The following is a 16778-nucleotide window of genomic DNA, read 5'->3' as shown; positions in this document are numbered from 1 at the left end:
TCATCTACTCTCACCTACTTTTCGTGATGCCTTAATTATACAGTAAAAAAGGTACAGCCTCCTCAATTTTCTTGAAGGACTGTACCTTTTTCGTATGAAAGGACTTTTTCAGTGGCCTCGCTTCACCGGGGCAGCCTGCTCCTCCAAATCTATAGCGCTATGCCGGTCATTCCGCAACGATGCGGTACCGCCGACCCGGCTCCGTGTCCCATTCGATCCGCTCCGCCCCGGTTGCCGGCCGCAGCGGTTGCCCTTCCGCGTCCTCGAGACGGACCTGAATTCCTCCGTGAACTCGTATGCGGCAAATGCCCCCGCTCCGGGATACGATATCCGCTTGCCGCAGCATGCCATTCTCCCAGACGATCCCCACCTCGAAGCCTCCGCGGGCTATAAGACCCGTTACGTTTCCTTCCGGCCAAGCCTGCGGCAGCGCCGGCAGCAGCGAAATTTCATCCGTGTGGCTTTGCAGCAGCATTTCGGCAACGCCTGCGGCCGCGCCGAAATTGCCGTCGATCTGAAACGGCGGGTGGTTGTCGAACAAATTCGGCAGCGTCGACTTGCGCAGCAGCTCCATTACGTTGAAGTACGCGTTGTCGCCGTCTTGGAGCCGCGCCCAGAAGTTAATAATCCACGCCCGGCTCCAGCCGGTGTGGCCGCCGCCGTTCGCCAGCCGCCGCTCAAGCGTGACGCGCGCCGCGGCCGCCAGCTCCGGCGTGGCGTCGGGGCTGATCGCCGTTCCGGGATGCAAGGCGAACAAATGCGAGATATGGCGGTGACCGGGATCTTTCTCCTCGTAATCCTCCAGCCACTCCTGGATTTGGCCGTGCTTGCCGATTCTCGCTTCGGGCAGCCGCTCCATCGCCTGCCGCCACGGCTCTCGCAGCGCGTCGTCCGTCCCTAGAAGCTCGCCGGCCTTCAGGCACGCGCCGAACAGCTCTCGTAAAATTTGGCTGTCCATGGCTGGGCCGTAGCAGATCGTTCCTGATTCGCCGTTTGGCAGCTTATACGTATTTTCCGGCGAAACGGACGGGGACGTCACCCATTCGCCGCCCGGCGTTTCAATCAGAAAGTCGAGGAAAAACAGCGCCGCTTCCTTCATCGTCTCATACGCCCGCTCAAGAAACATCCGATCCTGCGTAAACCGGTAATGCTCCCATAGATGCAAGCACAGCCAAGCCGCCCCCAGCGGCCAGTACGTCGCCGGCAAGTAAATATCCTGCGGCGCGGTATCCGCCCAAATGTCGGTATTGTGATGAGCGACGAAGCCGCGGCAGCCGTACATGGTCCTGGCGGTATGCCTGCCCGGCTCGCGCATCCGCTCGAGCAGCTCGAACAACGGCTCGTGGCATTCGGACAAATGGCATACTTCCGCCGGCCAATAGTTCATCTGCGTGTTGATGTTGATCGTGTATTTGCTGTCCCACGGCGGCAGCATCTGGTCGTTCCAGATCCCCTGCAGATTCGCGGGCAGCGAGCCGGGGCGGCTGCTGGCGATGAGCAAATAGCGGCCGAACTGGAAATGCTGCGCGACCAGCCCGGGATCGTCCTCCCCCTGCTTCACCCGCTCCAGCCGTTCCGGCGTGGACAGCCCGTCCAGCTGCTCGCTGCCGGGCAGCCGCAGCGTAACGCGGCCGTACAGCGAACTGTAATCGGCGATATGCGCTTCCAGGAGCTGCGCGTACGTTTGGCCTGCCGCCCGGTCCAGCAGCTCCCGGCAAGCCGCTTCCGGGTCGTCATACCGGAACGTCGTAGCCGCCGCGATCAGCAGCGTCACGGCATCCGCTCCATCGATGACCATATGCTCGCCGACCGTCCGGACCGTCCCCTCCCCTTCGGGAAGCGCGCGGGCCATCATGACGTAATCGGCTCCGCCGGTACCGTAGCAGTTGTTGCGCAGCACGATCGCATCGCTGCCGCATTTGGCCGCGCCATCCATGTACTTGCCCTTTTGCCGCTCGAATCTGGCGTGAAACGAGACGTTTCCCGGCCGGTCCGCTTCGATCCGCACCGCGATGATCCCGTCCGGATAGCTTGCGAACGTTTCACGCTTATGGCGGACGCCGCCGCATTCGTACGAGGTCGTAACGACCGCCGTTTCCAAATCGAGCGACCGGCTGTAATGAGCCGCCTCCCCTTGGCCGTCCATGAACAGCAGCAAGTCCCCTGCCGTCATATAATGCCGCTGGCTGTTCGGCGTACCGGAGAGCGCCAGCTCCGCGAGCCGGTGCGCCTCCTTCAGCCTGCCCTCGAACAACAGCCGCCGAATCTCGGGAAGATTCGCAAGCGCGTCCGGATTGTTCCGGTCTCTCGGTCCCCCGTACCAGACCGTATCCTCATTCAGCTGGACACGTTCTCTCGACGGGTGCCCGAACACCATGCCTCCCAGACGCCCGTTGCCGACCGGCAGCGCTTCGTCCCATGTGCGGGCCGGCTGCTTGAACCAGATGCTCGTCGCCATCACCGCTACGCCTCCCCGCCCTTGCCGAGCCACCGGTCAAACCATGCGTAAGATACGGTCCCGTGAATTTCGTGGCCGCCCTCGAATAGATCGGCCTCGAACCGTTCCGGCACGCCTGCGGTGCGGTAAATGTGTTGCAGCGCCGATAAGGCTTTGCGCGTGCCGTGCAGCGGGAAGATCCGGTCGTTCACTCCCGCTTCGATCATGAGCGCGCGCGGGGCGATCAGACCGATCATATCCGGCATCTCCGCCCATTCGAGAATGCCGGGAATATAATTATCGATGCAGTGGCGCATAGCCAATATGCTGTCGTCGAACGTGTTCGTGTAACCGCTGATGACCGCGGCCTGGATCCGCTCGTCCAGCGCCGACGTCAGCGCGCAAACCATGCCGCCGCCGGACAGCCCCATGCAGCCGGCGCGCGCCGCGTCCGCATCGCCGCGCCCCAGCGCGTAATCGAGCGCGCGCCGGGCTTCGTAGCTGCGGAAGCCGCCGAGCGTGCGGCCCGTCATCATGAAGGACGCCGCCAGCCGGTAACATGAATTTTCTTTCGGCGGCTTGACCTCGTCTTCCGCGAACCTGCGCTCGCCGAAGCCGATCAGCTCGGGCGCGACGACGAGATAGCCGCGCCGTGCCAGCTCCAGGGCGAAGCTGCGGTGGATACCGGGATCGCCCGTCATCTCCGAGCCGTCCGGGTGCAGGCCGACAATTTCTTTGCTGCCGTAGCCGTGACCGTGAAGGGCGACAACGACGGGGAGCCGTCCTTGCTTTTGCGCGGGACGCAGCACGTAGACCGGCATCCGCAGCCCCGGCGAAGTCGTCAACAGGACGCGCTCGCGAATGACATCGCCCAGATCGCTGGATTCGACCGTTTCCGGCTCGAGCTCGACCCGATGCTCGTCGAAGGTGCCTACGAGCTCCGCGAGCTTCCGCTTCAGCGCATCGCGCCATTCCTCCCACTGCTGCGCGGTCTCCGCTTGAAACGGCAGCTTCTGCGCCGTCTGTCGGGTCACTTGTCTTATCCAATCGTCAAGCTGTAGCATCGATAATCCGCTCCTTCAATCCTGATTTCATCGTCGCCTCTACCGTATCATAAAAGAGGACAAGAAACTTTACGTTTTCTTGTCCTGACAACGCCAATTTTATATTTATATGCTCCAGCCCGTTACTTTTTCTTCTCGGCGTCCAGCGCCTTGTTCGCTTCATCGTCTATCCGGCGCAGCGCGGAATTGACGTCGACCTTGTCGGTGACAACGTCGGCGATGACGTTCTCCACCGGCTTCTGCGCGATCTGCTCGAACTTGTGCCTCGGCGAGCTTGCCGCAGGCGTATGCGCGTACACCGCATTATAGTTAATGTTCTTGAACTTCATGTCCTTGCCCATTTCTTTGCGAATGTCCGCGTTTTTAAGCGAAGTCATCTCCCCCCGCTTGGAGACGACCAGCTGATACTCGTCCGACGTCAAATATTTGAGCACTTCCATGGAAGCGTCTTTGTTCTTGGAATTCGAGGCGATGTTCCAGAAGAACGGGTATGTCTGCGTTCCCGTTTTGGGCATGTCCTTGAACACGGGCGCCGTCGCCATATTCCAGTTCATCTGCTCCATCACTTCCTGGTTGGCCGTATGCAGATCGGACAAGTAAACGAACATGGCCAGCGTCTTCGTCTTCAAAAACTCGTCCTTGTACGGCATTTTATTCTTGTTGTCGGTCACGTATTTCATATAGTCGGGCATATTGCCCTGCGCTTTGAACACGCTGTCGAACAGCAGCTTCCATTTCTCGTTGTTGAGCGTCGCCTTCTCCGTCTTCGGGTCCATTGCCCCGATGGACAGCTGGTTCAAGCGGATGTAATGCGCCGGCGACACGACAAGACCGAGATACTGCTTGCCGTCCTCGTTGCGGGTCAGCTTCTTCGCCAGATCGATCGTCTCTTCCCATGTGATGCCGTCCTTCGGATACGCCACCCCGAAGCGGTCGAAGATGTCCTTATTGTAATAGGTCACCATCACCAGATCGTTGACCGGCAAGCCGTACAGCCCGCCGCCCGCCAGCTGTCGCATCACCCCGAGGCTTCCTTGATCGAAACGGTTCAGGTCGATATTGTGCTTCTTGATCAGCTCAGAGATGTCCATGGCCAGTCCGGCGTTAATCAACCCGGGATAAATATTGCCCGACGATTCGAAAATAAGGTCGACCGGCGTGCCTGCGGTGATCAGATCGGTAATGAGCGTTCCGGTCGCTTTCTTGATATACGTAAATTTGAAATTCGGAAATTTCTTTTTCAAATATTGCCCGAAGTTGCTCTCGAACGCTTCCTCGCTCAAGGCACTGCTGGATGTGATCGTCAGTTCCGCCGGCGCCAAGGCGGCTGTTGTCTCCTGAGCGGCGTTCTTGCCCGGCTCCGCAGCCGGCTTGCCGGCCCCCGGTCCTGAACTGCATGCGCTTGCGACAGCCAGGGCGAGCAAACTGATCATGGCCGCCGACCTTCTTTTCTTCTTCCGCAAAGTACCTCTCATTTCGATAGACCTCCCTGGAATAAGCAAATAATAAAGCGCTTACATCAATCTGGCCTCATTATATCCGTTTCCCGGCAGGCTGAATATCCCATATTTTCACAAAACGAACCCTTTTTGGCAAGAAGTTGCAATGAGCATATTCAGGTTAAAAGAAGACGATGGGGGAAAACGCGTCATTGGCGTATCCCCCCATCCGTCACTCGCTCACTTCGAACCAATCCACATCGGTATAGCCCCGGCTGCCGCTTCGACCCATGTTGGCGGCGAATACGCCGACCTTCGCGCCGACCCAGCGGCCCTCCTTCGCCGTGAACGGCTCGCCGGCCGATTCAAAGTGCACGCCGTCCGGGCCGAAGCTGAAGGAGCACCGCGCCCCCTCCGATACCGTAACCCGCAAATAGACCGTTCCGGTTAGTTCCCCGTCCAGCCGCGTGACGGTTTCCGACTGGTCGTCGCCTGTCCAATACGCCAGCTTCACGCTGCCGGCGTCGTCCTTGATCCATCCGAGCGCCGCGTACTTTAAGCCGAAGACGACGAGTCCGCAGCGGTCGCCCGGCGCATCCGGCTCGAAGCTGAGCTTCGCCGTTGCCGTGAACGCCGGCGCAGGCAGCTTCTGCAGCAGCAGCTGCGGTGCGGCGGACAGCGTCAGCGCGCGTCCGTCCTCGCGCTCACCCTCCGGCAGCGGTACGGCGTAGAGACGCAGGTGGCTCTCCCTCTCTCCGAGCGCATACCATCCCTGCTGCGGGTTGGCCTGCCACTGCCATTGCAGCCCCAAATACCGATCCGCGAAATCGTCGGAGGTGGCTGGAACCGCCACCGGGTACTCGCCGCCGACGTCCGGCTTTTTCATCCGCAGCACGGGCTCGCCTATGCCGTTCTCATCCAGATTGACGCCCATCAGCGGCCAATCGTCGACCCAGCGAACCGGCTGCAAATGAACGATCCGGCCGTAAGCGTCCCGGTCCTGGAAATGGATGAACCATGATTCGCCGGATTCCAGCTCGACCCAGCCGCCTTGATGCGGTCCGTTGACCTCGGTCGTGCCCTGGTGCAGGACAATCCGGTCTTCGTATGGACCGTAAATGTTCTTCGAGCGGAGAATCGTCTGCCAGCCGGTCGCGACGCCCCCCGCCGGCGCGAAGATGTAATAGTACCCATTGCGCTTGTACACCTTCGGCCCTTCCATCGTCGGGTGATGTTGTTCCCCGTCATACAGCAAATGCCCTTCGCCCAACAGCTGCTTGCCGTCCGGCGACATCTGGAGCAGTTGCAGCCGGTGCTTGATGCCGCAGCGGCTGCGGGCAAACGCATGCACAAGGTACGCTTGTCCGTCCTCGTCCCAGAACGGGCACGGATCGATCCAGCCCTTCACTTCCTTCAGGCAGTGAAGCGGCGCCCAAGGGCCTGCGGGATGGTCGGCCGTCGTCATGAAGATCCCTTCATCCGGCGCGCTGAAAAATATCCAGAACTTCCCGTCATGATAACGGATCGACGGCGCCCATACGCCGTCGCCGTGGCGCGGCTTATCGTAGCCCGGCAATGCATCGAGGCGGGTCACTGCGTGGCCGATCAGCTCCCAGTTGACCAAATCTTTGGAGTGCAATATCGGCAAGCCCGGCACATGGGCGAAGCTCGACGCCGTCATGTAAAAGTCGGATCCGACGCGGATGACATCCGGATCGGAATAATCTGCGTATAAGATCGGGTTTTTGAACGTACCGTCGCCCTGATCCGCAACCCAAGGCGGCTTTGAATTCGTAATCATCGTGATCACCTTATCCTTTCGTATGAACCGGATGCTAAACGAAGCATTGGTGTGCGGCGCATGCCGTTTGGGATTGTTATGGCATAGGACATATGCCTTCTCTTCTTATTGTAGAGCAATGCACAAAAGAGAAGTTTATCATTCATGTCCAATTTGCGCATAGATTTCGTTTATTTGTCTTTCTCGTTCCTCACTGAACAAATATTTGATAAAATGTTATTCAAGTAAGCGTTACCAGTGAAAAAAATATATTCATTTGTTCTTTCCAGAAGGGGAATGCGCCATGACGGATATTTTGGGAGAAACGTATAGCTTGGAGAATCATTCGTTTTCCATTCAATACACGCACCGTAAAGGGTACTATTCGATGGTCAGCGGGCATTTCCATCCGTATTACGAAATTTTTTATTTACTGCAGGGCGAACGTATTTATTTCATTAACGATACCGTCTACACGGCACAGGCCGGAGACCTTGTGATCGTCAATCCCCATGATCTTCACCAAACGTCGAGCTCGGAAGCGCCGGGGTTCGAGCGCATCCTGATCAATTTCACGCATGAGTTCATCCATTCCCGGCTGGGGCCGGATGACCCGCAGCTGCTTCCGTTCGCGCTGGGCTCGCGTCTGGTGCGGTTTCCGCTGAAGGAGCAGCCGGCTGTCGACCGCATGATCCGGGACATGCTCCTGGAATGCACGGAGCAGGGGGAAGGCTATGAAGCGTACGTCCGGTCGTCGCTCATGAAGCTGCTCGTGCTGATCCACCGGCAGCTGCGTCGTGAGGATGAGAAGCCGCCTCATTACGCGCATCCGATGCATGAGAAAATTTCCGAAATCGCCGCATTTTTGAACGCCCACTATCACGAAGAGCTTACGCTGGAACAAGTGTCCAAGCAGTTTTATATCAGTCCGTCTTATTTGAGCCGCGTGTTCAAAAAAATTACCGGCTTTCATTTCCGTGAATATTTGCTCGTCATCCGGGTGAAGGAAGCGCAGCGCATGCTTCGCGAAAGCCAGCTTAAAATATTGGCCGTCTCGGAGCTTGTCGGATTCCGCCATATTTCCCACTTCAATACGACGTTCAAAAAAATAGCGGGCATTTCCCCGCTTCAATACCGCAAGAGACAGCTCGATATCGGCCGGGAAATGGCCCGCGAATAAGGGGAGCCCTACGCCGGCACAACGCCAAAAAGCCGGGAACCTGCGTCCCCGACCCGTATCTTCCTACTACCGCTATTTGCCTTGAGCGGCAAGCTGCTGCTGCAGTTGTCTTCGTTTGTCCGCAATAAAGCCGAACAAAAATATGGCTAAGCCCAGCACGACGGGAATCAGGTAATGGCTTGGAGGAAACAGCTTTTCCAAAAATTCGCCGACCGCTTTGTCGCCGACCGCCATCTCCCCGGCCGTATAACCGAGCAGCCCCGCCCCGAGCTGAACGAGCACCGGGAAGCGGCTCATCAGCCGCATCAGCAGCTTGCTGCCCCAAATAATGAGCGGGATGCTGATGACAAGCCCGAAGCTGATCAGCAGCAAGTTGCCGTTCGCCGCTCCGGCCATGGCGAGCACATTGTCCAAGCTCATGATGAGATCGGCGAAAATCACCGTGCGCAGCGCCTCCATCAAGCTCGATCCCGCTTGCACATGCTCTTCATGGCCGTCGTTTCTGAGCAGCTTGAACGCAATATAAATCAGCAGAACGCCCCCGGCCACTTGAACAAACGGGATGTGCAAGAGCCATACGGCGATAAAGGTCAATACGATCCGCAGACTGATCGCGCCGAAGCTTCCCCAAAACACGGCCTTCTTCTGATGCTCCGCAGGCAAATTACGGCAAGCGAGCGCAATGACGACGGCATTGTCTCCGCTTAATACGATGTTGATGAGTATGAGCTTCAATAGTCCGATCAGCAATTCGCCTTCCACTGCTCTTCCTCCTCCTTCCGGATGTGCCGGCCGGCATTCCTCCTTCATCGGTTCGGATGAGCGCGGTTTGTCCTGCCGTTTGTCCTCTTTCTTTTATGTATGTTCACAAGCCATCGGAAATTCTACGTTTTTCAAAAAAATGGACCCCTGCCTTCACGGCAAGAGTCATCGCACCATCCCTTTTCCCTGCTTTCATTTACGCTTCGATTGGCATCCGCTTCGGCATGGACTGAAGGTCGCTCCGTACTGCCATCCTGCCCAGATTTCCGCCCGCTGCTAACCAGCCGGGTTCCAGCCGTCCGTCCCCGCGAATATCCGCTCGATCGTCCACTCGGCCGCCGTATCCGAATCAAGCGTTCTCGCCCAAGCCACCCTCCCGTCCATCGCTCCCCCGGGACCCCAGCTTCCCGTTTCCATATAGCGGGCCGTCTTCTCGTTATCCGGATTGCGCCAGTTATCCCAGCCTTCCTTGCGAATATGCGGCCCCATCCACGTATGGATGAACGCCACATGCGCATGCGGACGCCACGGCCGGCCGAGATAAACCGCGTCCGCCTCCGGCCCGTTTGTCAGCTTGCAGCCTATGAACACATAGCCGAATGCGGTCTGCGCCGTCGTGGAAGCCGCTGTAATGTAGCCGTTGCACAAGCTGTGAATCTCGCATTCGTGGAACAGCGCAGTAGCCCCGCCGAATATGTAATCGACGTGACCGGCGATGAAGCAGTTTTTGAAGTAATGTCTCCCTTTGCTCGTATACAGCGTGTCCTGATAGCTCAGCATCCGCACGTTCGTGAACACGGCGCGGTCGCCGGATACATAGACGGCCAGCGCCTGTCCGATGCCGGGCCCAACGCCCGCAGTATTATGCACGGTCAAGCACTCGGCGGTAAAATCATCCCCGTGAACAGTCAGCACGGACGTTTCAAACGTCCCCAGCGGCTTTCCCCCATTCGGTCTCAGGTTAGCGTCGAGGTTATAGGTGATGATCGTCTCCGTCTCGCTCTCACCGACGAGGCTGATCATCGGCTTGTTATCCGGTATCGTTACCCGTTCGCGATAGACGCCTTTTTTTATCCAAATGACGGTCCGTTCCTCCCAGTGCACCCTCACCGCATCGATCGCTTCCTGTATGCTCGTATAATCGCCGCTTCCGTCGGCTGCCACTGTCCATTTCGGCATGTGCATCGTCTCCTTTGATTGATGATTCCGTTTGTGCCGCGCACGGACTCCGTATCGCGGAAACACGTCGAAACGGTCGATCCGATGCAACCGCTCCGGTCCGTCCCCGTTATCGTAACACATTGCAATGGCCTGTTCTTTACGCATCTGTGCTCTTTTGTTCTATCTATTTGCTCTGCTCCAGCCGAACGGCCGATCCGATTTTCCCGACACTCTGCAACAAATTCGAAGCGCCATCCGTTAGTAGATTTGTAAAGTTCAACAAGAATTCAAACAGAAAGGGATTTTGATCATGAACTATCGTATGAACAAACGCATTGCAGCCATCGTGGCACTCTCGATTTCACTCACAGGCGGAGCGGCCTACGCTGCCGACACCACCCCGCAGCCGATCCAGGCTAAGGTCATTTCCGCCCCGATCACAAACGAACCTTTTCAAATCATAGTGAACGGTTCCGCGCTGGCCATCGGCGGCTTCAAAGCGGCTGACGCGAAAGAGCCGATGCTGCCTCTGCGCGACGTTACGGAAGCGCTGGGCTTCACTTTAACATGGAACGCGGAGAGCATGTCGGCGGACCTTGTCAAACAAAACTTGATGGTGACGGTCACTACGGGCGAGGATCGATACGCCGTGAATAAAATGGATAAGACGCTCGGCACTGCGCCGGCGCTCGTTGACAGCAGGCTGTTCGTGCCGGCGTCGTTTGCCAGCGAAGTGCTGCGTGCCGACGTCAAGATCGAAGGCAGTACGGTATCGATAACGCAAGACGAGCAGCGGAAGACGACAACGACCAAAGGCGTCGTCACCGCCGTACGCGACAACGAAGGACATCAAGCGGTTCAAATCAACGGCGTGGGGCCGGACGGTCTTGTTCTGAACGTCGGCAAAGATACCGTTATTGCATCGTCGGAAGGAACGGTCATGGCGTTCTCCGATCTGACCATCGGCACGGAAATCGAGGCGGAGCATTCGCTGGCCATGACGATGAGCTTGCCGCCGCAAACGGCCGCTTACAACATTACGGTGTCGTACCGGCCGGATGCAGTGGACTTGACCGGTACGTCGGGGAAGATCCAGGACGTGCGCAAGAGCGATGACGGCGTGACGAGCATCGTCATTAAAGGAGCAGGGCTGACCGAGCAGTCGCAGGCGGAAGTTGTACTGCAGCTGACGGATCAAACGACGCTCGTCAACAAAGAAGGCGAGGCAATCGACAAAGACGCGCTTGTCCAAGGCGCCAAAGTGATCGGATTTTATAACGGCGTGCTGACCAAAAGCTTGCCTCCAATCGGCAAAGCTTGGAAGGTCGTCCTCATGGCGCCTCCAGCAGAATAAAAAAATAGAGTCACCCGCATGAAATCATGCAGGAAGGGCTGCCAGCGTCAATGAATGTGACGAAAGGCAGCCCTTTCCTGTGCAGCACGCGCGGAGTCGACTCCGACGGCCGGAATTGGGATTAGGATTCGAATGGGCATCATGGAACGATCTGCTGATTGCCGTGAAATACGTTCAATATGAAATCGCCGTCCGGAACATTGCGTTTCGTATACGAGGCTAAAAAATCGCGGTTATCGTAGGGCACAGCCTTCAGCTCCGTCACAATGGCCTCTTCGCTCAGACGCATCACTGCATACCGGGCCAACGGACGGTCGCAGCAGCCAAGCGATCCGGGATTGACATAGCTTCTTCGCGCCGATTGAAAATAATGGACCGGATGATGATGGCCAAAACATACCGCATCCGCCGCCGAATGCCGATAAAGCGCATCCAGCTTGTCTGCGCTCGGCGCCTTCTCGATCGGGAGAAACTGCTGCCGTCCATTCAAATGATAATGGAGCATAAGCAGGTGCTTCCCCTCATGCATCTCGTTTATAGCCCGCGGTAGACGGGCAAGACGGGGTATAAAACTGCGGTCCAGCTGCGCCGCGATCCATTCGTGATGCTCCCGCTCCCGGCCGTGACTGAGCGGTTGTTTCCCTTCGAGCAGCGCCATAACCGCATCCTCGTGATTTCCGGCAACCATGGTGACGTCGCTGCGGGCAAACAGAGCTTCGAGCACCTCGTTCGTATCGGGTCCGATCGCGATCATGTCGCCCAGGCAATACACATGGCTGATCCGGTGACACTCCATATCCTGCAATACAGCGGATAACGCAGCGCTGTTGCCATGGATGTCCGTCAATACGGCGATGTTGGTATGGAATTCTGTATGGATGTCGGTTCACCTCCAATTTTTTCCATTCATTATAACGTAAAATCGGTTCGGGCATCGGGAGAAAATAAAATCGCCGAGTGCGATCACACTCGGCGAGAAGGATATCTAATGCTTTCAATCGAAGCCTATTCGAATTTTTTTATTTCCTTGCCCTGCCGGTTCATTCCCGCTCCACGGTTACCTGGCCGCGAAGTCTCCGAACATCGTCCAAGTTGACGTTGCCCGCTCTAGCCGATAATGCGTTGGCAGTACCCGATGCGATCGCCAGTGTCAACATATCCTCCACCGGCAGCTGCTGCGCCAGTCCTACCGCCATTCCGGCGACAAACGCGTCTCCGCAGCCGACCGTATTGACCGCTTCGATCTTCGGCGCGGCCGTCCGGTACAGCTGACCGTCATATAAGCTTAATGAGCCCTTCTCCCCAAGAGACAAGCTGACGAGCTTGATGCCCGATTGCTGCAGCAGGCGAAGCTTGTCCAGCAGCTCTCCTTCTGTCGCCGGCCGATCATCGAACAAATGATGCACCTCATGCTCGTTCGGCTTAATGAAATAGGGAACGGCCCGTACCCCGTGCTGCAGCGGTTCGCCGCTCGTATCCAGGAAGGCGATCGCACCTTGTTCCTTGACCCGCGCGATCAGCTCCGCGTAATACGCCGCCGGAACGCCCTGCGGCAAGCTGCCGCTGAAGCAGACGATGCGCGACTTCCCGGCCAACTCGGATAACTTCTCCTTAAACCGTTCGAGCGCTTCCGCGGGGATGACCGGACCGGGCTCGAGCAGTTCCGTCGATACGCCGGTCGATTCGTCGATCATGTTCAGACAGAGCCTGGACTCGCCTTCTACGCTGACGAAGTCGTGCGCGATGCCTTGTTGTCCGAGCTGACGCGTAATATAGTCGCCATTGCTTCCCGCTACGAAGCCCGTGGCTGTGACCGGCATACCGAGCTGCTGAATGACCCGGGCTACATTAACGCCTTTGCCGCCCGGATCGGCATACAGCCGGCTGGCTCTCGTAAGCTTCCCGAGTTCGAGCCGGGGCAAGTAATACGTTTTGTCAATCGCAGCGTTCAGCGTGACGGTCGTAATCATGCTCACTTGAAGTCACGCGCTCTTCCGGCGCTGCCAAGCATCGCGATTTTTTCCAGCGCGGCGGCTTTGACCGCTTTTTTCGCCGGGACCATATATTTGCGCGGATCGTTCTCGTCCGGATTTTGCGCGAACACTGCTTTGATCGCATCGGAGAACACGATCCGGATTTCCGTCGCGATATTCATCTTGGCCATACCGAGCGAAACGCAGCGCTTGACCTGCTCCTCCGGAATACCCGATCCCCCGTGCAGCACGAGCGGCACGTCTACTAGACCCGCAATCGCCTGGATTCGGTTAAAATCGATCTTCGGCTCGCCTTTGTATATCCCATGCGCGGTTCCGATGGCGGGAGCCAGCGTAGGCACGCCGGTCATTTCCACGAATCGTCTGCATTCGTCCGGGTCGGCCATCAGTGCCTCGTTCTCGGCCACGACGATATCGTCCTCGACGCCTCCGACTTTCCCAAGCTCCGCTTCGACGTTGACGCCTGCGGCGCGGGCAATCTCGACGACCCGCTTCGTCATTGCCGCATTTTCTTGAAACGGAAACATGGAAGCGTCAATCATTACCGACGTGTAGCCGGCGCGAATGCACTGCACGATCAAGTCAAACTCGGTGCAGTGATCGAGATGAAGCGCGATCGGCACAGATGCGCGCTTCGCCGCCGTTTCCGCCGCGCTGACGATGTATTCCGCGCCCAAATGTTTTACGGTTCCGACCGTCGATTGCAGGATGAGCGGCGCTTGCGCCTCCTCCGCAGCCTCGACGACCGCTTGGAGCATTTCCAATGTATGCACGTTGAAAGCGCCGACGGCATAGCCGTTCGCTCTCGCCGCTTGCAATAACGGAGTAGAAGATACTAATGTCATGATTCCTTCTCCAGCCTTTCCTTCGTTGCACTCGCGGAGCACGCTGACGGCAATGGGGCAAGCCTCGCCTTACGCTTCGGCTGCCGGTTCCGTCAGGTGAAGCTCCATCCGGTGCTTTTCGATATAATCCAGCATTGCCGGATTGTCCAATCGGTTCGTTACGAATCCCTTGAATTCGGTCAGCGGCGCAATGGCGAACAAAGAGATTTTATCAATCTTCGTATGGTCGAATACGGCATAGCTTTGGGAAGCGCGGCTCAGCATCAAACGAGCGATCTGGGCTTCCTGCTCCGAGAATGTCGTAACGCCGGGGTCGATGCTGATGCCGTCGATGCCCATGAACATTTTGCCGATATGAATGTTGGTTACGATGCTTTCCGCCAAAGGGCCGCACAGCTCGAAGCTCTTCTTGCGCATCACGCCGCCGCTCAGCACCACCTGCACGCCGTCGCTGTCCGCCAGCTCCATAGCGATGTTGACCGCATTCGTTACGACGGTAATGTCGCTGTGAAATTTGAGCGCCCGCGCGATCAGAAATGTCGTCGTGCCGCCCGTCAAGCCGACGACATCCCCCTTCACGACCATGGAGGCGGCTTTGGCGGCGATCGCTTCCTTCTCCAGCCACAGCAAATTGCGCTTTTCATTAAAGGAAGTTTCGCCGGCCGTCAGCGTCGTGTCCAGCTGCGCGCCGCCGAGCGTGCGGATGATGCTCCCCTGCTTTTCGAGCAGATCAAGGTCTCGTCTTGCGGTAGCCTCCGAGCATTCGAACCGTTCGATAATTTCGGGAATGCTTACCTTTCCCTGCTGCTTCAGCAGCGTCATGATGCCTGCCCGGCGGCGTTCGCCTTTCGATACCCCTTGATCGCTCATCATAAATACAAGTCGTTCCCTTCTCGGTTAAATTTTGACCACTTGGGTCAGATTGCGCGGAGAATCCGGGTCCACGCCACGGCCAAGCGCCGTGTAGTAGCCGAGGTACTGCAGCGCAGGCAAGTAGAGCGCCGCACGCGCCTCGTCCGAGATGTTCTCCCCGCCAATTTCGAAGACCGCATCCGCGAAATCGAGATCCGTCCCTTTCTTCGCTGTAATAATCATAACAAATGCGCCGAATTGTTTCATCTCTTCCGCGACTTTCACCTCGTACCCGCGCGCTTTTTCCGAGAGAAGCAAGCATACGAGGGCGCCCGGCTCGACGATCGATTTGGGGCCGTGGCGGAATTCCAGCGTGCCGTAAGCTTCTGTCCAGACATACGACATTTCTTTAATCTTCAGGCATGCTTCAAGCGAAATGCCGTACAGCGAGCCCATGGCGAGATACACGTATTTGCTGAACTTGTTGCCGCTCACGATAGGTTGAATGAAAGCGTCCGCCTTGCTTACTACGCCCCCGTCCAAGTTCAGCGCCGCTTCCATTTCGCTTGAAAGCGCGGCAGAGCCGGCTGCCTTGGCAATCGCCGCCTGCATCATGAATGTCATGCTGCTGAACGATTTCGTCATGACGGTGCTTGTTTCTTTGCCCAGCGGAGATACGAGACTCGGCGCGATTTGCGCCATCGTGCTGTTCTCATAGCACGTGATGGCCGCGACGGTGAAGCCTGGAAGGTCCTTCACCGAGTTCAGCGCAAGCACGACCTCGGTCGACTCGCCGGAACGGGATACCCCGATGACCAAATAGTTGCGGCCCGCCGGAGCCGTCTGCTCCCTGAACAAAAACAGCTCCGAGGACGGATACGCCGTCGCCGCTCTGTTCAGCCAAACGCGATAGGTGGAGGCCATGGTGAGCGCCTGATAATAGGAAGAACCCGAGCCGATGAAGATAACCTCGTCGAAAGCCGAATTCGTCAAATATTGATCGATCCATGATTGCTGTTTGCCAAGCTGTTCCCAAGCCGCCTGCAAAGCCTCGCTCTGGGCGGAAATTTCCGGATAAGTGTACTGCCCGAAGTTGTTCAAATGTATAACCCCTTTCATTCAATATAATGCAATATTAAATCATAAATATGATTATTTCAATCATTTATTTCCGGATTTTCGGTCATTTCCATTTCAGCCTACCATAACAGCGAGAACGGTGTTAAAACGTTTCACATGATGCGGTGATTTCGCGATGTGCTAGCGTAGCGGAACGCGTACAAGTCCGCTAAAAGCGACCTTACTTGGAGGGGCTGGCATGATAGGCTGGGTGCCTGTGCGAATGGGGCTTCAGCCACTTGCCCTTACGCAAGGACATCATGCCAGCTAGAGGCTCCATGTCAAGTCGCGGCTCGCTGCTGCTAGACTCGGGAAAGAGAGATTACACCAAATTATTGACAGACTCTACGATTTTAAGTGAAACATGTCCAATAGTTGCCAAAGCCGAACTGTTCAGAGGGCTAGGCCTCTGAATAATGGGGATTCGCAATTATACGGAGGTTTTCTCATTTTTCACGCTAAAATAGTTAAGTTTAGGCAAGAAATAACAGGGATAGCCGAATTATGCATATACTCTGGCGGCTGGATCACAAGCAAGCGAAACACTCTGTAGAGGTATCACACGAGTGGATGTGACTTTACTTATATGTATCCCACAATCGGAATCATAAGTTTGGCCAACTAAAAAATGGCTTGATTTCACTGGGTTGATAGCCCGTCTCACCTTTTGAAAAGGAGCCATTCCTGTAATGAAGTAATTTGAGCTTTGAACGCAAAAAGCCCCTCTTGTATACTGGGAAACGTTCCGGCAAGAACAAAACCCACATACGAAAGAGGCGCTCAAAATGAAG

At 56.8% G+C, this 16778-nt stretch carries 14 protein-coding genes; 2 read left to right on the top strand and 12 right to left on the bottom strand.

Annotation, left to right across the window (positions count from 1 at the left end; genetic code table 11):
* Window positions 1–166: 166 nt before the first annotated feature.
* From KXG62_RS32860 to KXG62_RS32845, 4 genes are all read right to left on the bottom strand, one after another.
* Entirely contained in the window at window positions 167–2458 is a 2292-nt protein-coding gene (locus tag KXG62_RS32860; RefSeq protein WP_218096229.1) for a glycoside hydrolase family 95 protein, read from the bottom strand.
* A 5-nt stretch (window positions 2459–2463) separates the two neighbouring features.
* Window positions 2464–3501 (bottom strand): alpha/beta hydrolase family protein, encoded by a 1038-nt coding sequence (locus KXG62_RS32855; protein WP_218096228.1) that lies wholly within the window; start codon window positions 3499–3501, stop codon window positions 2464–2466.
* A 122-nt stretch (window positions 3502–3623) separates the two neighbouring features.
* Window positions 3624–4976, bottom strand: a complete 1353-nt coding sequence (locus KXG62_RS32850) for an ABC transporter substrate-binding protein (RefSeq protein WP_218096227.1) — start codon at window positions 4974–4976, stop codon at window positions 3624–3626.
* A 196-nt stretch (window positions 4977–5172) separates the two neighbouring features.
* Window positions 5173–6741, bottom strand: a complete 1569-nt coding sequence (locus KXG62_RS32845) for a glycoside hydrolase family 43 protein (RefSeq protein ID WP_218096226.1) — start codon at window positions 6739–6741, stop codon at window positions 5173–5175.
* A 283-nt stretch (window positions 6742–7024) separates the two neighbouring features.
* Here KXG62_RS32845 and KXG62_RS32840 point away from each other — a divergent pair, with 283 nt between their 5' ends.
* Complete coding sequence (locus KXG62_RS32840) at window positions 7025–7900, top strand: helix-turn-helix transcriptional regulator (RefSeq protein ID WP_218096225.1); 876 nt, start codon at window positions 7025–7027, stop codon at window positions 7898–7900.
* Between the two features lie 72 nt (window positions 7901–7972).
* Here the strand turns inward: KXG62_RS32840 and KXG62_RS32835 are convergent, their stop codons facing one another.
* Both KXG62_RS32835 and KXG62_RS32830 read right to left on the bottom strand, forming a co-directional pair.
* On the bottom strand, window positions 7973–8662 hold the full coding sequence (locus KXG62_RS32835) for a TerC family protein (RefSeq protein WP_246627753.1): 690 nt from the start codon (window positions 8660–8662) through the stop codon (window positions 7973–7975).
* 276 nt (window positions 8663–8938) lie between these two features.
* Window positions 8939–9841, bottom strand: a complete 903-nt coding sequence (locus tag KXG62_RS32830) for a pectinesterase family protein (RefSeq protein ID WP_218096223.1) — start codon at window positions 9839–9841, stop codon at window positions 8939–8941.
* 292 nt (window positions 9842–10133) lie between these two features.
* On the opposite strand from KXG62_RS32830, the gene KXG62_RS32825 reads away from it, so the two are divergent.
* Window positions 10134–11177 (top strand): copper amine oxidase N-terminal domain-containing protein, encoded by a 1044-nt coding sequence (locus KXG62_RS32825; protein WP_218096222.1) that lies wholly within the window; start codon window positions 10134–10136, stop codon window positions 11175–11177.
* Between the two features lie 139 nt (window positions 11178–11316).
* Here KXG62_RS32825 and KXG62_RS32820 read toward each other — a convergent pair whose 3' ends face one another.
* The 6 genes from KXG62_RS32820 to KXG62_RS32795 form a co-directional block, all read right to left on the bottom strand.
* Window positions 11317–12024 (bottom strand): metallophosphoesterase family protein, encoded by a 708-nt coding sequence (locus KXG62_RS32820; protein WP_246627752.1) that lies wholly within the window; start codon window positions 12022–12024, stop codon window positions 11317–11319.
* A 193-nt stretch (window positions 12025–12217) separates the two neighbouring features.
* Window positions 12218–13147 carry a 1-phosphofructokinase gene (pfkB, locus tag KXG62_RS32815; protein ID WP_218096231.1) on the bottom strand — a complete coding sequence of 310 codons (930 nt, stop codon included), beginning with the start codon at window positions 13145–13147 and terminating at the stop codon, window positions 12218–12220.
* 2 nt (window positions 13148–13149) lie between these two features.
* Window positions 13150–14016 carry a class II fructose-1,6-bisphosphate aldolase gene (gene fba, locus KXG62_RS32810; protein WP_218096221.1) on the bottom strand — a complete coding sequence of 289 codons (867 nt, stop codon included), beginning with the start codon at window positions 14014–14016 and terminating at the stop codon, window positions 13150–13152.
* Between the two features lie 69 nt (window positions 14017–14085).
* Complete coding sequence (locus tag KXG62_RS32805; RefSeq protein WP_343223562.1) at window positions 14086–14889, bottom strand: DeoR/GlpR family DNA-binding transcription regulator; 804 nt, start codon at window positions 14887–14889, stop codon at window positions 14086–14088.
* A 24-nt stretch (window positions 14890–14913) separates the two neighbouring features.
* Window positions 14914–15969 (bottom strand): SIS domain-containing protein, encoded by a 1056-nt coding sequence (locus tag KXG62_RS32800; protein ID WP_218096220.1) that lies wholly within the window; start codon window positions 15967–15969, stop codon window positions 14914–14916.
* Between the two features lie 623 nt (window positions 15970–16592).
* A partial coding sequence (locus KXG62_RS32795; RefSeq protein WP_218096219.1) for a hypothetical protein occupies window positions 16593–16778 on the bottom strand: 186 nt, incomplete at its 5' end.

It is taken from the genome of Paenibacillus solanacearum (assembly GCF_910593845.1).
In the GTDB taxonomy this organism is placed as follows: domain Bacteria; phylum Bacillota; class Bacilli; order Paenibacillales; family NBRC-103111; genus Paenibacillus_G; species Paenibacillus_G solanacearum.
This window is presented reverse-complemented; position numbering and strand designations above follow the sequence as displayed.